This is a genomic window from Shewanella avicenniae (assembly GCF_017354945.1).
GTDB classification, from domain to species: Bacteria; Pseudomonadota; Gammaproteobacteria; order Enterobacterales; family Shewanellaceae; genus Shewanella; species Shewanella avicenniae.
On the sequence record NZ_CP071503.1, the window covers coordinates 3,730,867 to 3,747,509 of the forward strand.

The following is a 16,643-nucleotide window of genomic DNA, read 5'->3' on the forward strand; positions in this document are numbered from 1 at the left end:
AAGTCTTAGCTACGAAAGGTAATATCGCTCACAAATTCATTTAAAAAACTGAGATAGATCAACCTGAAGGCGAATAATTAACCGCCAACTAAATTAATAACAATGCAAGCAAACTTGCTGCGCTCAGCGTCAGTACGCTAAAACGCAGCGGTGTTCGATGTAGTATTAATGAGGCACGTAAGGCTGTACGGGTACGCTTAGTTCGCTGCCCATCATCAGATAGGTCACCAAGCTGGCACCACCTAGGCATAAAAAGTACACAATCAATACTTTCGCGACTTTGCGAAGCCCAGACCGTTTGGTGGTAATGCCCCACTTAACGGCCACACGGTACAAACCAATCATGGCGTGGATCACCACCGCAGGCAGCAGCAGGGCATACAGCACCCAAGCATTGGCGTGATAAACGCGCCACGCTGACAAATTCGGACCGATTTCAGGATCGGTGATCATGGTGACCAAGTGCATAGAGGCCAAAAAGAACAGTAAAAAGCCGGTGAGCATCTGCCAAAACCACAGCTTACTGTCTTGATGGTTGATGAGATGAAGATGATTACGCAGTGCCCGCCATTGCCCCAATTGCACCGGGAAACGACGCAGTGCGGTGGCAGCATGCACCATCAGCACTAACAGCATAAACAGCGAAAACATCTGAGTGACTATCGCAATGCCATGACCAGACTGGGTAAACAAGCCCCCTTCTAGCACTTGCACGACGCGATAGAATGCTTCTTTTCCGAATAGAATCGACGATTCGAAATGCAGATGTAACAGTAAAAATAACCCAAGCATGACCCCTGAAGCACTCTGCAGACGATCAGCCATAGCTGACCACTGATAGCTTTGAGGATAGCCCAGCCAACGCCCACCAATCTGATATTTAGTTAACATGATTTCAAAAGTTACTTAAGTTAATTTAGCGAGCATTTCAACATATCCAAAAGCGGTTAAATTCCAAACGGCTAAATTTACCTTTGTGATCATGTTCAACAAAAAAGTGTTCTTAGATATTTAGAGATCACATTATTCATTTAAAAAACAACATAGGTCATACCAATTAACCACTTCAATTCAGTCAGTTAGCTGTAACCCTCAAACAAAAAGGTAAGAGAATTTCACAGAAATAGCCGCTACTGTTCTATAAATAGAAAGATGGTTACATCAACAGCTGCAGTTCAACTGGCAGTAAATAGCCGCCTTGCACTAAAATAGCGCCACTTTGATTGTGGCCACCGCGCCGCCGGACCAAAAAAGAGAAAACCTATGCCGTGGATCCAACTACGCCTGAACAGTAATAAAGAACATGCCGAAGCACTGAGTGACGTGCTGATGGAGCTGGGCAGCGTGTCTATCACCTTTGAAGATAGCTTTGATACGCCCATCTTTGAACCTAAGCTCGGTGAAACGCCGCTGTGGGACAGCACCACAGTGATTGCACTGTTTGACGCGGCAGACGATCTCGATCCAGTGATCGCCGAACTCAAAGCACTGCCTTATATGAGCAGCGACACCGACTACAAAATTGAACAAGTCGAAGACAAAGACTGGGTGCGTGAATGGATGGATAACTTCCACCCAATTAAATTCGGCAATCGTTTGTGGGTTTGCCCAAGCTGGCGCGAAGCCCCGGAGCCGGATGCGGTTAACGTACTGCTCGACCCAGGTTTAGCATTTGGCACCGGTACTCACCCAACCACCGCACTATGTATGGAATGGCTCGACAGCCTAGATCTTGCTGGTAAGCAAGTGATCGATTTCGGCTGCGGCTCTGGCATTTTGGCGGTTGCCGCGCTGAAACTTGGCGCGCCACATGCCACCGGCATCGACATTGACTATCAAGCGATCGATGCATCGAGAGAAAATGCCCGTCGTAACGGCGTAGAAGACAAGTTATCCCTCTATTTACCAGAAGATCAGCCTGAAGGTATTCAAGCCGATGTCCTAGTGGCCAACATTCTTGCTGGCCCACTGCGCGAACTGGCACCGTTAATTGCTGCGTTAGTGAAACCAAATGGTGTACTGGCGTTATCTGGTTTGTTAAATGAACAAGCAGAAGAATTACGTTCTATTTACAGCCAGTGGTTTGAGATGGATGCAGCTGCTCACAAAGAAGACTGGAGCCGCTTGACAGGACGGCGTAAAACGCAGTAATAGGCCGCCAAGGCGCGCCATTACTGCGTTCGTCGCTTTTAAAAGTCAAGAAAAAAAGTTTACTCTCAGGTGATTTTTTAACCTTTCCATGGCCGATAAAAAGTCGTACTATAGCGCCCCTTTGAAGAGCGAGGTGAAACCGCGACATGCAAATTGGCCCATATCAACTGAACAATCAGCTGATCGTGGCACCAATGGCAGGTGTCACTGATCAGCCCTTCCGCAATCTCTGTTTACGTTATGGCGCCGCCTTAGCCGTATCAGAAATGATGTTGGCCAACCCCGATATTTGGGACACCGACAAAAGCCGGTTGCGCATGGCGCATTCGGGTGAGGAAGGCATACGCTCAGTACAAATTGCCGGAGCAGATCCGAAGGAGATGGCTTGGGCCGCCCGCTACAATGTGGAGCAAGGCGCGCAAATCATCGACATCAACATGGGCTGCCCCGCGAAAAAAGTGAATAAAAAGCTAGCAGGTTCAGCGTTGCTGCAATCCCCAGCACTGGTCAAACAGATTCTGGATGCCGTGGTTGCTGCAGTAGATGTACCCGTTACGCTGAAAATTCGCACGGGCTGGGACCCTGAGCACAGGAATGGTGTTCAAATAGCCCAAATTGCTGAAGAGAGTGGTATTGCTTCACTGGCGGTTCACGGCCGCACGCGACAATGCATGTACAAAGGTAATGCCGAGTACGACACCATCAAAGCAATCAAACAAAATGTGTCGATTCCTGTGGTGGCCAATGGGGATATCACCACACCGGAGCAAGCCCGCTTTGTGCTGGACTACACCGGTGCCGATGCCCTGATGATTGGACGAGGCGCACAGGGAAGACCCTGGATTTTTCGTGAAATCCAGCATTACCTGGACACCGGTAACAAACTGGAACCCGTGGGGAGTGCTGAAAAGCGTCAAGTGATGCTGGAGCATCTAACCAAACTCTATGGTTTGTATGGCGAACTTAAAGGCGTTCGTATCGCCAGAAAACATATAGGTTGGTACCTGGACCAGGATGAACAGCGTCAATTCCGTGCTGACTTCAACCAGCTGGAAAGCGCTGCTGAACAATGTTCCATGGTGGAACGATTTTTTGATGAATGTGTTTTAGATAATTAAAGAGCAGAATACGAATGTTTGATCAGACAACTCACACAGAAGCTCATCAGCTTACCGTAGGCAAAATCGAAACCGCTAACGGCACTATCAAGCCTCAACTGTTGCGTGACGCAGTAAAACGCGCTGTCAGCAACTTCTTCAGCCAGTTAGATGGTCAAGAAGCGCAAGAAGTATACGAAATGGTACTTTGCGAAGTAGAAGCGCCACTGCTTGATATCATCATGCAACACACCCGTGGTAACCAAACTCGCGCAGCAAACATGCTGGGCATTAACCGCGGCACTCTGCGTAAAAAATTGAAAAAGTACGGAATGAACTAATCTAAGTTCATAACGTATTGAAATAAAAAGGCCTTTCTTTAACGAGAAAGGCCTTTTGCTTTTTATGTACCTTTATATGTACCCGAAAAAGAAAATCTAGTGGTGAGAATCACATTACTGTTTTGCTGTCGGTTAGCATTCACTACGGTTACGCCACACAAAAACTCATATCATTGCCAACAACTTTGACGCATTACTCGACACAATTCTGTCTTGCAAAAGAGCTACAAAAACGGGATACCTAACAACGCAGCAATGATGCCTATCGGCGTAATAGGGATGGGTAATAATGATTCCCCTACGACATCCGCTAATCCATCACTTACTGCATCACTTATCATGTCATCGCCAATACTGTGGATTGCTGTATCAGATAAAGCGTTAACCACGGCCTCGGTTAACGCTTCATTATCCAAGCCAGAGTCAATCACCATAGCGCTATCAAGGTGATCGGCAACCTCACTAGTAACAATAATGGCCGTGTCTGGATTTTCAGCTAAGGTCTCATTTATATAGCTAACACTGTCCGTCGCTTTTAATTGGACTTCAGCGGCTATCTCATCATCATCCATCAACGCAATGTCTAAAATTGGATGATTGGTTGCCTCAAATAAAATGGCATCCATTCCTTGTTCATTGAGCGCCTTAACAACTTCTTGCTCAAACAAAATGCCTTTGATATTGCTCACATGGCCGACCATCACGTCAGGCTCTATATCATTAAAGTAAGCCATAATCTCGCCATTGCTGGCCAGCTCTAGCTCATGGTAACCTCGCCTTACCGCATCAAATACGGCATGTTGTCCAATCATTGTTGGCGCGTTCCTTTTAGAAGTCGAGCAATCCCCTTAAAGCTGGAATCTCCGTGCAAAGGCGCTTTACTCGACGCTATATCGTGCGCAGTCTTGCCATGTTTGTTTTGGAGCTCAGTATTGGCTCCAAGCTCCACCAGCATCGAGGCAGTTTCTAAGTATCCGTGTTGTGCAGCAACAATGAGTGCTGAATGGCTTTCCTGGTCGCAAACGTCTAGCGACGCACCATTTTCAAACAGCAGTTTTATTGTAACGGCTTGATTATATGAAGCCGCAAAGTATACCGCCGTCCTGCCACCACTACTTTGCAGGTTCACATCGGCGCCTTTTTCAATAAATAGCGAAATCAATTCATTCATACCATTAGAAGCCAGCATCGCTATCGCTGGTAAAGAGTTTTTAGCCCTCGCATTCACATTCGCTCCGGCGTTAACCAAAGTCTTCACCATGCGTTGATCCCCCTTCTCAATCGCTAAAAACCGCTCCAGCAACTAATAACTTATCAACAACCTCAATACGCTGTTTGAAAAAGGCGCCCGTTACCGCGTTCCAACCATCGTTGTTACAAACGTTCACTGACGCGCCATGCTTTAGCAGAAATTCAACGGCTGCAATACGCCCTTTCATGGCGGCCCATATTAACGGTGTCCATCCCTTATGGTTGCGGATATCAACTTCAGCCCCTTTCGCAACCATCAGCTCTGCCAACGAAAAATATTCGTTATCCAAGCACAGCAATAGGGCACTACTCATTTGCTTTGGACGGTAGTTAGTGTTTGCACCTAAAGTCAGCAATTGTTCTGCAATAGCAACAAAACCCAAATCGATCGACACACGCAAAGGATTATGGCCAGAATGATTAACATCAAAGCCGCTGGTACTGATAATGACCTCTGCTAAAGAAGTAAAACCATGGCTCAATGCCAACTCAAATGGCGTTTTATCGCATTGCTCAAATACGGTGTTCACAAGCTCTGGATGAGAAGCAAGTATCTGTTGTACGGCAGGTTTATCACCTGCCTCAACGGCCTGCCATAATGCATTAGTCACTGATTGATGCCTCCTGATCCACAAATGCGATCTCAGACAGATTAAGCATCTGCTCTCCTTTGCTATTGCAACAACGCTTGCCTTGTAGTTTATTGATAAACAGTCGTGCTAGTGGGTTCATATTCAATGTGTGATCCGTTTTAAACTAAGCATTGGCAGATGATAAAGGGCTCAACATATCCTTGTTTATGCATGATTTTGAGCGAACTATTACCAGAGTAACAGATTGATTTTGCCACGTATTATCTACAAGTATCTAGACAAAATAATGAAACAAAAAAGCCACTTCGAATGAAGTGGCTTTCGAACCTGCGACAGTGCTAAATCTTAAACCGATTCACGATCGCGACCAGCTTACGGTTGATCTGGTCGATTTCTTCTGCACCATGTAATGCCTTTTCACCGTGGCGGTTAAGGCTAATCACAATGTCGCTGATGGCGGTCATATTCTTACTCACATCTTTGGTGACGCAGCTTTGTTCCTCTGCGGCGGTGGCAATTTGGCCACTTAAGCCATTAATTTCATTCACGAAGTCAGTCAAGGTATCCAAACTACTCACCACATTCTGCGAACCTGCGGCAGTTTCTTCACATCGTTGACGGGTTTCAGCCATCGATTTCTCTACTTTGCTACAGCGATTTAGCAGCACTTCAATGGCTTGGGCAATCTCTTGGGTACTGGCGGTGGTGCGGCTTGCAAGTAAACGTACTTCATCGGCAACCACCGCAAAGCCACGTCCTTGTTCTCCGGCTCGGGCTGCTTCAATAGCTGCATTTAACGCCAATAAGTTGGTTTGCTCGGCAACCTCACCAATCACATTCAAAATGGTGCTGATACTTTTCACTTGCTCACTCATCGCCTGTACATCACCAGAGGCGTTTTGCACATCGGTGATCAAGGCAGAAACCGTATTCTTGGAACGCTCGACAATATTTTTCGACTCATCGCCAGTGCGACTGGCACGTTCGGTGATCTCGGCGGTGTGCGACGCATCGAGCGCCATCGCATTGGCAGTGGCATCCATCTCTTCCACTGCAGTGGCAATCTGCTCGGTTTCGGTGACATGGTGTTCGAGGATCGCACTGTTTTCAGCTGACTGTTCGCGCACCTTAGTGATATTTCGTTGAAGCTCTTCACTGGCGGATTTCACCTCCAGCATCATCTTCTGCAAGCTGGTAATAAACGCGTTTACCCCTTTGGAGATTTGACCAATATCGTCATGGGTCGTGACCTCTAAGCGCTGGGTCAAATCACCGTTACCACTGGAAAGATCAGTAATGGTATTGCGCAGTGAAATAATCGGCCGATACAACATTTGGATCAGAAAAAAGGCAATTAACACGCTGACACTGGTCGCAACAATGGCTAGCATTATTGATTGATTACGCGCAGTTTTCAAAGCGGCAAAAATAAGGTTTTTATTAAGGCCAATGGCATAGACCCAAGTTTTATTACCAACATTAATCTTTTTTGAGAACAGCAACTTATCTTCACCGTTGAGCACATAATCTTGCACCAGATAGTCACTGTTAATCGCCTTTTGCGCCGACTCAGCAAACCAATCAAAACTGCTGGCCTTTTGTCCTGCTTTTAATGCTGGCGATGATGATGCCAATACAGTGCCATCGCTGTTGAGGATTAACCCGACAGCTCCCACCATATCTTTAGCTGGCTCTACCAACTGATTAAGAAAAGAGAGTTCGATGTCGACGGACACAGTGCCATCCGACACTTTGTTAACGATCGTGACCCAATAAATACCATCGCTGCCGCCCTGATAGGGCTCTGAAACCGCCACGCCGCTGGCGCTCATCGCCTCTTTAAACCATGGTCGTTGGGTCACATCACCGGCATATTTGTGGTTTGGCCAACTATCACTCTGTTGGTTCCAATAACCATCACCATTAGTAAAGGCGATGACGGCACTGGAAGTATTAGCTGCATTGGCTAAAAACTTGGTCTTCTCAACCACCTCGTCCGGCGTACCCTGCAAACTACGATTGGCAAACTGCTGCGAAATCTTATTGATAGCCTGAACTTTATCGTTCACCAAACTGCCAGCAATTTCAGCGCGATTTTCTACATAGATCTTGCTCTGGCGCATGATGGCATCAGTCAACGTACTCTTTTGTTCGATATAGGAAACTAAACTCGCAATCGATACTGAAAATGCCACCAGCAACAGTATGGAAATCAACAAAGATTTCTTTAACCCTAATCCCTTCATAGCGCGCCCTAATGCCAGAAAAACATCTAACATCAAGAATAGTAGAAAAAAACTACAACCCCAGACGATTCAGGACTTTTTTCAACCCGCTGTTTGCTAAGCCACAGCAATGGAGATAAATCGACAACTAAAGGTGAAATTGCTCGCACGCCTGAGCAAATCTGTTGCTATATTTTTTAAGTCGCTAGCAAATTAATCCCATGTAACCGCGAGCTTTCAGCAGGTCGTTCGCCATTACGTTCACCCAAAGTCCAAGGAGTTTTGCCATGAGAAAAGTGTTGGCCTTGCTGCTGTTGGTGGTAGGGTTACCTTTTAGCACTGTCGCTGCGACCTCTCTGAGTATCAGTGGTTACAACGACTACCTGTTTAACGGCATCAGCCTGACTCAAAAGAATCCTGCGCTGCAAGGGGCTCTGGATTGGAGTCATGATTCGGGGGTTTATAGCGGATTATGGCTAGGCAATGTTGACCTGTATGATGCGGACGCCGAAGTGGATGTGTATGCGGGTTATAGTCGGCCACTCAGCAGCAACTGGGCGCTAGATGTTGGTGTAGCCAAGTACACCTATTGGGGTGACCCGAGCAGTGATGGGATGAATTACGCTGAAACTCACGCCGCTATCAGCTATCGCGATACCACCTTAACCACTTGGTATGCATGGGATTATTTTGGCACTGGCGCAGGTCACTTTATTGTTAAATTGGCACAAAACGTACCTATCACTGACAACGCATCGCTTTATCTTGCGGTTGATCGATCGCAAACCCTAAACAATGAAAAATGGGCGTGGGAAGATAAAAACTACTACATCCATTGGGAAGTCACCGGCAATTACGCCCTGCAAGGTTTTAACCTCTCGGCGGGCGTGCACAGCACAACCTTGTCGACTTTTGGTGATACTCGGCTACTGTTTGGCGTATCCAAAAGCTTTTCATTTTGACGCTGAAACAATCAGCCCGTACAGGATTTCATGACTAGGGTGACGTTACTACTCGTCACCTTGCTTGTGTGAATATTCGCGGGATATTTTTCGCAATACCGTCATTTGCTCACCAAAGTTGGTACAGCCGCGGCACACGAACAGATGACATTTTAACGAGACCTTTTCGCCAAACCCCAATGGCCGTTCGAGCTGTTCAGATAACAGTTGGGTGGCTTTTTTGCAGGTGATGATCATACTTACGCCTCCTGAAACCAGTGGTGAGTTAAGCATTCACGTAGCCGAATACGCGCACGATAGAGCATCACATATAGATTGCTTTGGCTGACATTGTGCAGCTGACAAATCTCATCCGCCTCAAGCTCAACAAACTCACGCAACATAAATAACCGCGCTTGCGCCTCGGGCAGGTGGGTAAGGCATGTTTCAAATACTTGCCAAAAATCATCAGACAGCGCTTCGGTCGATGGGCAATGCCACGCTTGTGGCTGTTCGCCATCTTGCCAATGCTCGCGCCGATCAAACATCAGTTGCTCCATCTGAGTCGGTTCATCCAGTTCGCTCACATCTAACTGGCGTTTACGCGCTCGCAGCACATCCACAATCTTGTGTTTGAGAATGCCAAATACCCATGTTTTCACAGCAGCACGCTGCTGAAAACGATCGATATTTTTGAGTGCGCCGATCAGCGCCTCCTGCACAGCATCTTCGGCCAGATGCTCATCGCGTAGCTGCAACATGGCAAACTTGAGCATCTGCTGACGCAATTGGGCTATTTCACCTTCATCCAATGCTTGGGTCACGTGTTGAGTCTCTTTGGTGGCTAACTGTCATGCGTCTTCTGCCTTTAGTCGCTTGGCATGCTTAATCTCTTACACGGCGACTGCAAAAATTTCTCGCCGATGTGTTTAAAATCGATAAGCGAACTGATTGGCATCGCTGCTATCTGGCATACATTTACTGGCGATATCAGCGCGCAAAGCTTTGGCCAAGGTGCCGGCATTTAGCAACGTCAGCCAATGATCATATTCGGCGATATGTGCTCCATCATCCTCTTTAATGATGTTGGCGTAAGCACGCAGCATACTGCTCACCCCAGCCATTTGGGTTTTAAACACATCTTGTTTGCTGTCCGGGTGTTGCAGCTGAAACGCGGCATTGCCGAAAAATGACTGTACCAGCAGCTCTTTGCCGTAGGGTAGCTCCTGCCGACTAGGAAGTGGGCCAAGAATATCGCAAACGCTGATCAGCACGGCATCGCTATCCCGTGTCCATTCAAACAGTTGCTGGCGTAGCTCATGGGCTTCTGCGGCCAGTGGCCGTTGTTCGAGCTGTTGGGTTATGGCAATAACATCGTCAGCATCGAGCAGCAACGGCTCAGCTTTTACCGGCAGCACGAGTGACCACACCATCGCCATGACGGCCACACTAAGTTGCAGCAATTTGTTCAAAATTCCCTCCTTAAACATTCAGTTGGCCAAGCTATCGGCTCACCCCATGCGTATAGCCTACAGCACAATCACCCGTGCGTTCGCAGCGACAGTAGAGTTAGGCGAGTCTAGCGGCCAGAGCCTTTATTAACTCCCCAATAATAACGTTTTCGCTCGGCGTTGCGCCGCAAGTTAACGGAATTTAATGGGGTAAGACCGTTAATCGGCTGCGCTGGCTAACAAAAATTCAAAACACATATTTGATAATAATTCTCATTAACTTATATTGATATTAAACGTTGCCGCGACGAGGAGCCTTATCATGTCACGCAATATTAAGTTATCGATCAGTGAAACTAAGCTTGCCCAATTGATGTTAGCAGGTGAGCTGTGCGCCGCCGATATTCAATGCTTGGACCGTGAGTCAAAAGAGGCCGTTTGGCGTTTATGTTTATGGTGTTGTAGCAAGCGCAGTGGCTGTCAAGATTGCCAACAACCGTGCCAGCAGTCGTGTTCACCACAGCAAACGCAGCAGCAAGATCAAAAAACGGCACCGTTTAGCGACATCACGCTGCAACTACATCGATGAACTTACCGATTCATCCGGCCTAGCGGTGTTTTCTTGCATCGGGCTGCGGTATAGTTTGCCCATCGATTTCTCAGCCCATATATAGCCCGCTCTGTTATGGACAAACACCTGAAGAAACTGCAACAGCTCGAGCACGAGAATGCTCGCTTAAAGCTTGAAAACGCTCGGCTGAGCGAAAAGCTTAATGCAGCCTTGGACGGCACTGGCTTATGTTTATGGGAACATCATTTGCCCACTGGGCAGCTCACCATTTTCAATATGGAATGGGGCCAAATGCTTGGCTTTCATCCACAAGAACTCGCCGCCCATTTTGATACGTGGAAGCGCCACCTGCACCCTGACGATTACGATCTAGCTGTGGGCGCTTTTGAAGATTTGGTCAACGGCAAAGCCAGCTCCTATCAAGCAGTGCATCGCATGCTGCATAAAAATGGCAGTCACAGTTGGGTAGCCGATCGCGGCCGTGTGGTGGAGTTCAGCGAGGACGGCACACCACTGCGGGTGATGGGCACCCATGTCGATATCACCCAAGAAAAGCGCTATGAATTAGCATTAGCCAAATTAGCCAGCACAGATCCACTCACAGGCTTACTTAACCGCGCCAAACTTGAGCAGGAATTCAGCGCTTTTAATCAGGCAGAAATACAGCAGCAAGCGGTGTTGGTGTTTATCGATTTAGATAACTTTAAGCAGGTCAATGATCAGTTTGGTCATCACGCTGGCGACAAAGTATTGATTCAAGTGGCTGAATGGCTGAACGTGTTAGCCCCTGCAAACGCTTTGGTGGCGCGCATGGGCGGCGATGAATTTGTGCTGCTTTGCAGCTACTGTAATATCAGCACGATCAAGCAATTAACCACTCAGCTCTTGGCGTGCAGCACCCAGCCGATAAAGCTAGAAAATGGCTTAGCAGAGATTGGGTTTAGTATTGGCGTGTGCGAATTTACTACGCCGCACGCCGACTTTAACGCGCTCTACCAACGCGCCGATCACGCCATGTACCAAGTTAAGAAAAATGGCAAAAATGGCGTGGTCTATCTGCAAGCAGATTCAACATCCAACGGCATCTAAACCGCGCTTTTTAGCTGGCGCTGTACACGCACCGCCCAGCCACATAGGTTGCGGCAATATTCCGATCATCCCCCAGCATCATCAACGCAAACAAGCGATCTTCTAGGCCATTACTGTTATGCATTCTCAGCCGTTGCACTTCGGTTGCCGCCCAGTCTAAGACTACCAAATCCGCTTCGCTGCCGACCGCTAATGTGCCAATTTTATCGCTCAAACTTAACGCTTGAGCGCCGCCCAAGGTAGCGAGATAGAAACCATCCAAGGCGGAGAGTTTTTGCCCGCGCAGCTGCATCACTTTGTAGGCATCGCTCAAGGTTTGCAGCGGCGAAAAACTGGTACCTGCACCAACATCGGTGCCAAGCCCAACACGCACCTTGGCCGCGGTTGCGCGTTCTAAGGCAAATAAGCCGCTGCCTAAAAACATATTGGAGCTGGGGCAAAACGCGATTACCGAGTCGGTCTCACTAAACGCTTGCCACTCTTCATCGGTCAGGTGAATTGCGTGGGAAAAAATCGATTTTGCTCCGGTCAAGCCATAGTGCTGATAGATATCAAAGTAACCACGACATTCAGGGAACAGCGACTTCGCCCACTCGATTTCATTTTTGTTTTCAGAAACATGGGTTTGCACATATGTGTCGGGATATTCCGCCTTCAACCGCCCGGCCATGTTAAGTTGCTCAGGTGTGGACGTCGGCGCAAACCTTGGGGTGATAGCGTATTGCAAGCGGTCACGATTGTGCCACTTTTCAATTAAAGCCTTGCTTTCGGCGTAACCAGACTCAGGGGTATCGAGCAGATATTCCGGCGCATTGCGATCCATCATCACCTTACCGGCGATCAGACGCATATTTCTCGCGGCGGCTTGCTCAAAAATCGCATCCACCGATTGCGGATGCACAGTGCCAAACACCAGCGCTGAGGTCGTGCCGTTTTTCAGCAGTTCGTTAATCACAAACTGAGCAATCTTGCTGGCGTAATCTTTATCCGCAAATTGTTGCTCAGTGGGAAAGGTGTAGGTATCAAGCCACTCCAGCAACTGCTCGCCATAAGCGGCAATCATCTCTGTTTGTGCGTAGTGGATGTGAGTATCTACAAACCCCGGCATGATCAGTTGCCCAGAACGGTCTTCAAGCTCTGGGTAACGCTCAGCATCTTCGGCATGATAATCACGCAATTCCGCAATCAGCCCATCGTGAATCACGAGCAAGCCATCAGCAAAAAATTGATAACTGTGTTGCGGGTTAGCCACTTCGGCAGGGTTGGCAATAAAGTGCAGAAAACTGGCGCGAATGGCGCGTTTTTCAACAAAAGGGCGAGCGCTGGCGACAGCTGGCTCTATCGAAGGGATCGACATAACAAGACTCCATTGAATACCTAAATATCAATGGTTTTTGACTGTGACTAGCGCGAGTAGCCAAAGCCCTTGTTAATCGATTTTGTATAACAACCGAAAACCATAAAAAGCGTCAGTATCATAGCGATAAATATGCCAATAGTTAACTTGTTATTTTTGTGGGTATTTTGTGCGGATGGGCAACCAATCACTGCGTTAGCTTGGTGCAGATGGCTGATGACAGCCCCAAAAGAGTGCTTAGATGTACAAGATAACGGGCACCTTTGAGTTCACACGGATGTGTTAACACCCTCAATGAAAACACTATCGTCCTGAAGACGCCTATTTTGCATTGCAATTTTTAGCGCTTTTACGCTGACATCAACTTTGTCTATACAACTTTTCATTTTGTGTTGCTAGAATAGCGTTAGTTTTTTGACACTAGATAGATAATTGACGGATATGGAAATCTGTAAAATCAGAACCAGCACGGGATTTACCCTAATTGAATTGATGATAGCGGTTGCAATAGTCGGTATTCTGGCCAGCATCGCGCTACCGTCATATCAGGAACATATACGTAACACCCGTAGGACTGATGCCCGTGAGGCATTAATCAATAGCGCTCAGATAATGGAGCGACAATACACATCAACGAATGCCTATACTGGCGGCTCTATCGTTAAAGATGATTCAGTTTCTTCGCCTGGTGGTTTTTACAGTATCACGGCCACTGAACTTACAGCAGATACCTATACATTAGTCGCGACGGCTATTGCCCCCCAAGACAAAGATGTTGCCTGTAAAACCATGACCATTACCCAAACAGGAACAAAGACACCCACCGCCTGCTGGTAGTCATACATTCAAAGCGAGCACATGGATGCGCACCAAGAAAATCCAAGCTTTTACCATAACCGAACTTATGATGGTCGTGGCCATATTGGCGATCATTGCCAGTATTGCTGCGCCGTCGTTTGTGTCGATGATACGCGAAAATACCGCACGGACGCAGGCTAATGAGTTGTTAGCATTGACAAATTATGCTCGTTCCGAAGCCATTAAACGTCAATCCAATATCCAAGTCACGATCACATCGTTAGGAACTGCTGGCTGGAAGGCTCAGGTTCTTTCCAACAACGAACTACTCAAAGAAATGGATAAAACAAGCAGTGTGGTTAGCGTTAGTGCTGCCAATTTAGGTTTTGATATTCGAGGTCGACGGGTAGGTACCGATAACTGTGTCAGTGTCAGTTATAGCAGTTACATAAAACAGTTACAGGTTGGACTTGGGGGTAACCTCAAAGTGATTAATGGCAGTTGCTCATAAGCCTGCAGATGTGTAGGCATATGAGTATGGGAAATGGAATGAACAAGCGTAAGCAAAATGGATTTTCTCTTATAGAAATCATGGTGACCTCATTTATTGTCGCTTTCGGCTTAGTGGGCATGGCGGCGTTACAGCTCAAGTCGCTTCAAGCTGCGCATTCGGCATACCAGAGATCGGTTGCCAGTGTAATTGCACTGGATGTTGTTGAGCGTCTTTGGGCCAATATGGCTATGGATACACCTCTCAGTGATGCAGAGTTGCGGGAACAGTCTCTTGCACATTGGCAACAAACGACCAATAACCGTCAGTCATTACCCGGTTTAGGGCTCACCCTTAACCATCCTCTAGGGACGAACACCTATGTGATTACAGTGGATTGGAGCGAGTCCCGCTTCGGGGCAAATGATGTGCCGTCGCAGTTCGTCTACTCTGTCGATCTCTATCCCAATAGTTGAGGTCAGCAATGCACAAATCTAGGTTGCTTTTTAAAGCTACTCAAACAGGTTTTACCCTCATTGAGTTGATGGTTAGCCTTACACTCGGGTTAGTCGTCATGCTGGGTGCATCCCAAATTTTCATCAGTGTAAACAGGGCATATACCGAAACCCAACGTTTTGCCCAACTGCAGGGGGATCTATCCCTTATCAGCGACATGCTGGCGTCTGATACGCGAGAGGCCTCAACCGTCAACATCGTCAATGATGAAAGTGGGAACAGTACACTGACACTGACCGTAGCGAGCGGAAATATCGTTTACAACTTAGCCAACGGTAATTTAAATCGCACCCAAGCAGGCGTGACAGAATCGATGACCGAACAAGCAGCGAGTTTTACGAGTCAATGTGTTGCGCCGGATCTGAGCACGTCATGCACTAGCCCTATCATGCTAACGCTTGCTGTGGGACTTAATTCCAGCGATGGCACAGCTACGCGGGTTCACTTAGTCGAATTTAATGTTGCGATACGAAATAACGTGTTGGCGATAAAGTTTGCGAGTTAGCGGTAAGCTTGGGCATCGTTAATGAACGGGTTAACTCTTAAATAACTGCATAATTGGGAATGCTATGCAAGGTAAACATAAGGGCGTTGTATTAGTTATTGGGCTGGTGTTTTTACTTATTATCACCCTTCTTGGCGTTGCGGGGGCGAGTCATTCACTCTTCGGAGAGCGTATGGCCAGTAATAACAAACAGATTGCCGAAGCTTTTATGGCTGCTGAAACTGGGGTAGTTAATGCCGTCGCTTGGCTCGATAACCCGGCTAACGAAGCATCGTGGGGGCAGGAGAACGCGAGTAAAAATGCCATCAACGCCTTTTCATTAGCAACGGGCAGCGCTGCTCGCTGGCAGATAGACAGTTTGGCTTTTGCGGGCGATGAAGCCACTATCGTCAGTTGTGGCACAATTAATAGCTCAGGTGTACACCGTTGTATCTCCAGCACTTATATCAAAGGATCGGGGGGCGGCAATCTAGCAGCCATGAACATCATTGGTAAAATCAAGACCTTTGATACAGCTAACAGCAATCAATTCAAATTGATTGGCGGCGACGGCGGCCCCGCACTGGCGACGGATACGCTAGATAATGTGCAGCTGATTACCGATGACATTGAAAGAAAGGGGCGAATGGCAAACTATGTCGGTGGTATCAGAGAGGTCAAATTCGATGATCCCTTCGGCGATCCTGCCAAAATGGCAGAATTTATCGAAGGCATAAGACTTCAATGGAATTCTATGGCAAGTAGCAACCCGAATAAGGGCACTGCACCTACTGATATGGGCACCACAGCATCACCCAAAATCACCTACTACAAAGGCGATTTGGAACTAAAAGGTAAAGGATTTGTGGGCGCAGGGATACTTGTCATTGTTGGAAATTTAACGATATCTGGCAACAACTTAGATTATGATGGACTGATAGTTGTCACAGGGCAGTCGTTCAGCATAAGCGGTGGCGGCAGCAGAGATGTTACTGGTGCAATCGTGTTCGCAAACCCAATCATGACTGATAGTGTTTGGTCTTTTGGTGAAGCAGAAGCCACTTTCGAATTTGATGTCAGTGGTGGCGGTAACGCGACTTTTACCTATGACGAGCAAGTTCTTAATGCTGCTCGAAACCTGCTCAGTGACGATAATGTTGCCAAGGATCTCTGGCAGCTTGAGGGGTCAACAAGTAACGCTTCTAGTAAAAGTAAAGTAGCAAACTGGCGGGCTTATACCGATTAGCAAACAGCCAGCTAATCCCAAAGTGCTCAATGAGTAAGTCAC

At 47.4% G+C, this 16,643-nt stretch carries 20 protein-coding genes; 11 read left to right on the forward strand and 9 right to left on the reverse strand.

The genetic code is table 11. The annotated features are described in order from the left end of the window. Positions 1-165 precede the first annotated feature (165 nt). Entirely contained in the window at positions 166-891 is a 726-nt protein-coding gene (locus tag JYB87_RS16400; protein WP_207354518.1) for a fumarate reductase cytochrome b subunit, read from the reverse strand. A gap of 372 nt (positions 892-1,263) precedes the next feature. Here JYB87_RS16400 and prmA point away from each other — a divergent pair, with 372 nt between their 5' ends. From prmA to fis, 3 genes are all read left to right on the forward strand, one after another. Further along, entirely contained in the window at positions 1,264-2,151 is an 888-nt protein-coding gene (gene prmA / locus JYB87_RS16405; RefSeq protein ID WP_207354519.1) for a 50S ribosomal protein L11 methyltransferase, read from the forward strand. A gap of 146 nt (positions 2,152-2,297) precedes the next feature. Continuing rightward, positions 2,298-3,269 carry a tRNA dihydrouridine synthase DusB gene (gene dusB, locus JYB87_RS16410; RefSeq protein ID WP_207354520.1) on the forward strand — a complete coding sequence of 324 codons (972 nt, stop codon included), beginning with the start codon at positions 2,298-2,300 and terminating at the stop codon, positions 3,267-3,269. Between the two features lie 14 nt (positions 3,270-3,283). Next, positions 3,284-3,589 carry a DNA-binding transcriptional regulator Fis gene (gene fis / locus JYB87_RS16415; protein WP_207354521.1) on the forward strand — a complete coding sequence of 102 codons (306 nt, stop codon included), beginning with the start codon at positions 3,284-3,286 and terminating at the stop codon, positions 3,587-3,589. Between the two features lie 224 nt (positions 3,590-3,813). Here fis and JYB87_RS16420 read toward each other — a convergent pair whose 3' ends face one another. The 4 genes from JYB87_RS16420 to JYB87_RS16435 all read right to left on the reverse strand — a co-directional run bounded on the left by JYB87_RS16420 (position 3,814) and on the right by JYB87_RS16435 (position 7,652). After that, positions 3,814-4,401: a hypothetical protein gene (locus tag JYB87_RS16420; protein ID WP_207354522.1), complete on the reverse strand. Its 588-nt coding sequence runs from the start codon at positions 4,399-4,401 to the stop codon at positions 3,814-3,816. Beyond that, a complete protein-coding gene (locus JYB87_RS16425; RefSeq protein WP_207354523.1) occupies positions 4,398-4,850 on the reverse strand; it encodes an ankyrin repeat domain-containing protein in 453 nt (150 codons plus the stop codon). The genes JYB87_RS16420 and JYB87_RS16425 overlap by 4 nt, the downstream gene beginning before the upstream one ends. Positions 4,851-4,866: 16 nt before the next feature. Continuing rightward, positions 4,867-5,451: an ankyrin repeat domain-containing protein gene (locus JYB87_RS16430; RefSeq protein WP_207354524.1), complete on the reverse strand. Its 585-nt coding sequence runs from the start codon at positions 5,449-5,451 to the stop codon at positions 4,867-4,869. A gap of 320 nt (positions 5,452-5,771) precedes the next feature. Beyond that, the gene (locus JYB87_RS16435) at positions 5,772-7,652 is read right to left on the reverse strand and encodes a methyl-accepting chemotaxis protein (RefSeq protein ID WP_228729893.1); all 1,881 of its coding nucleotides are present in this window, start codon (positions 7,650-7,652) and stop codon (positions 5,772-5,774) included. A gap of 293 nt (positions 7,653-7,945) precedes the next feature. On the opposite strand from JYB87_RS16435, the gene JYB87_RS16440 reads away from it, so the two are divergent. Then, positions 7,946-8,620: a TorF family putative porin gene (locus JYB87_RS16440; RefSeq protein ID WP_207354525.1), complete on the forward strand. Its 675-nt coding sequence runs from the start codon at positions 7,946-7,948 to the stop codon at positions 8,618-8,620. A gap of 48 nt (positions 8,621-8,668) precedes the next feature. Here JYB87_RS16440 and JYB87_RS16445 read toward each other — a convergent pair whose 3' ends face one another. The 3 genes from JYB87_RS16445 to JYB87_RS16455 all read right to left on the reverse strand — a co-directional run bounded on the left by JYB87_RS16445 (position 8,669) and on the right by JYB87_RS16455 (position 10,071). Beyond that, a complete protein-coding gene (locus JYB87_RS16445) occupies positions 8,669-8,857 on the reverse strand; it encodes a zf-HC2 domain-containing protein (RefSeq protein WP_207354526.1) in 189 nt (62 codons plus the stop codon). A 2-nt stretch (positions 8,858-8,859) separates the two neighbouring features. Continuing rightward, positions 8,860-9,423 carry a sigma-70 family RNA polymerase sigma factor gene (locus tag JYB87_RS16450; protein ID WP_207354527.1) on the reverse strand — a complete coding sequence of 188 codons (564 nt, stop codon included), beginning with the start codon at positions 9,421-9,423 and terminating at the stop codon, positions 8,860-8,862. Positions 9,424-9,528: 105 nt separating this feature from the next. Beyond that, positions 9,529-10,071, reverse strand: coding sequence for a hypothetical protein (locus tag JYB87_RS16455; protein ID WP_207354528.1), 543 nt, complete (start codon positions 10,069-10,071; stop codon positions 9,529-9,531). 301 nt (positions 10,072-10,372) lie between these two features. Here JYB87_RS16455 and JYB87_RS16460 point away from each other — a divergent pair, with 301 nt between their 5' ends. After that, entirely contained in the window at positions 10,373-10,639 is a 267-nt protein-coding gene (locus JYB87_RS16460; protein WP_207354529.1) for a hypothetical protein, read from the forward strand. A gap of 96 nt (positions 10,640-10,735) precedes the next feature. Beyond that, positions 10,736-11,710: a GGDEF domain-containing protein gene (locus JYB87_RS16465; RefSeq protein ID WP_207354530.1), complete on the forward strand. Its 975-nt coding sequence runs from the start codon at positions 10,736-10,738 to the stop codon at positions 11,708-11,710. Positions 11,711-11,720: 10 nt separating this feature from the next. On the opposite strand, the gene guaD is transcribed toward JYB87_RS16465, so the two are convergent. Further along, positions 11,721-13,067 (reverse strand): guanine deaminase, encoded by a 1,347-nt coding sequence (gene guaD / locus JYB87_RS16470; RefSeq protein WP_207354531.1) that lies wholly within the window; start codon positions 13,065-13,067, stop codon positions 11,721-11,723. Positions 13,068-13,508: 441 nt separating this feature from the next. Here guaD and JYB87_RS16475 point away from each other — a divergent pair, with 441 nt between their 5' ends. The 5 genes from JYB87_RS16475 (at position 13,509) to JYB87_RS16495 (ending at position 16,601) form a co-directional block, all read left to right on the forward strand. After that, on the forward strand, positions 13,509-13,904 hold the full coding sequence (locus JYB87_RS16475) for a type IV pilin protein (protein ID WP_324032653.1): 396 nt from the start codon (positions 13,509-13,511) through the stop codon (positions 13,902-13,904). 25 nt (positions 13,905-13,929) lie between these two features. Beyond that, positions 13,930-14,376: a GspH/FimT family pseudopilin gene (locus tag JYB87_RS16480; protein ID WP_207354532.1), complete on the forward strand. Its 447-nt coding sequence runs from the start codon at positions 13,930-13,932 to the stop codon at positions 14,374-14,376. A 38-nt stretch (positions 14,377-14,414) separates the two neighbouring features. Then, entirely contained in the window at positions 14,415-14,831 is a 417-nt protein-coding gene (gene pilV / locus JYB87_RS16485; protein WP_207354533.1) for a type IV pilus modification protein PilV, read from the forward strand. An 8-nt stretch (positions 14,832-14,839) separates the two neighbouring features. Further along, on the forward strand, positions 14,840-15,376 hold the full coding sequence (locus JYB87_RS16490; protein WP_207354534.1) for a PilW family protein: 537 nt from the start codon (positions 14,840-14,842) through the stop codon (positions 15,374-15,376). Between the two features lie 64 nt (positions 15,377-15,440). Continuing rightward, positions 15,441-16,601 (forward strand): pilus assembly PilX family protein, encoded by a 1,161-nt coding sequence (locus JYB87_RS16495; protein ID WP_207354535.1) that lies wholly within the window; start codon positions 15,441-15,443, stop codon positions 16,599-16,601. Positions 16,602-16,643: the final 42 nt, after the last annotated feature.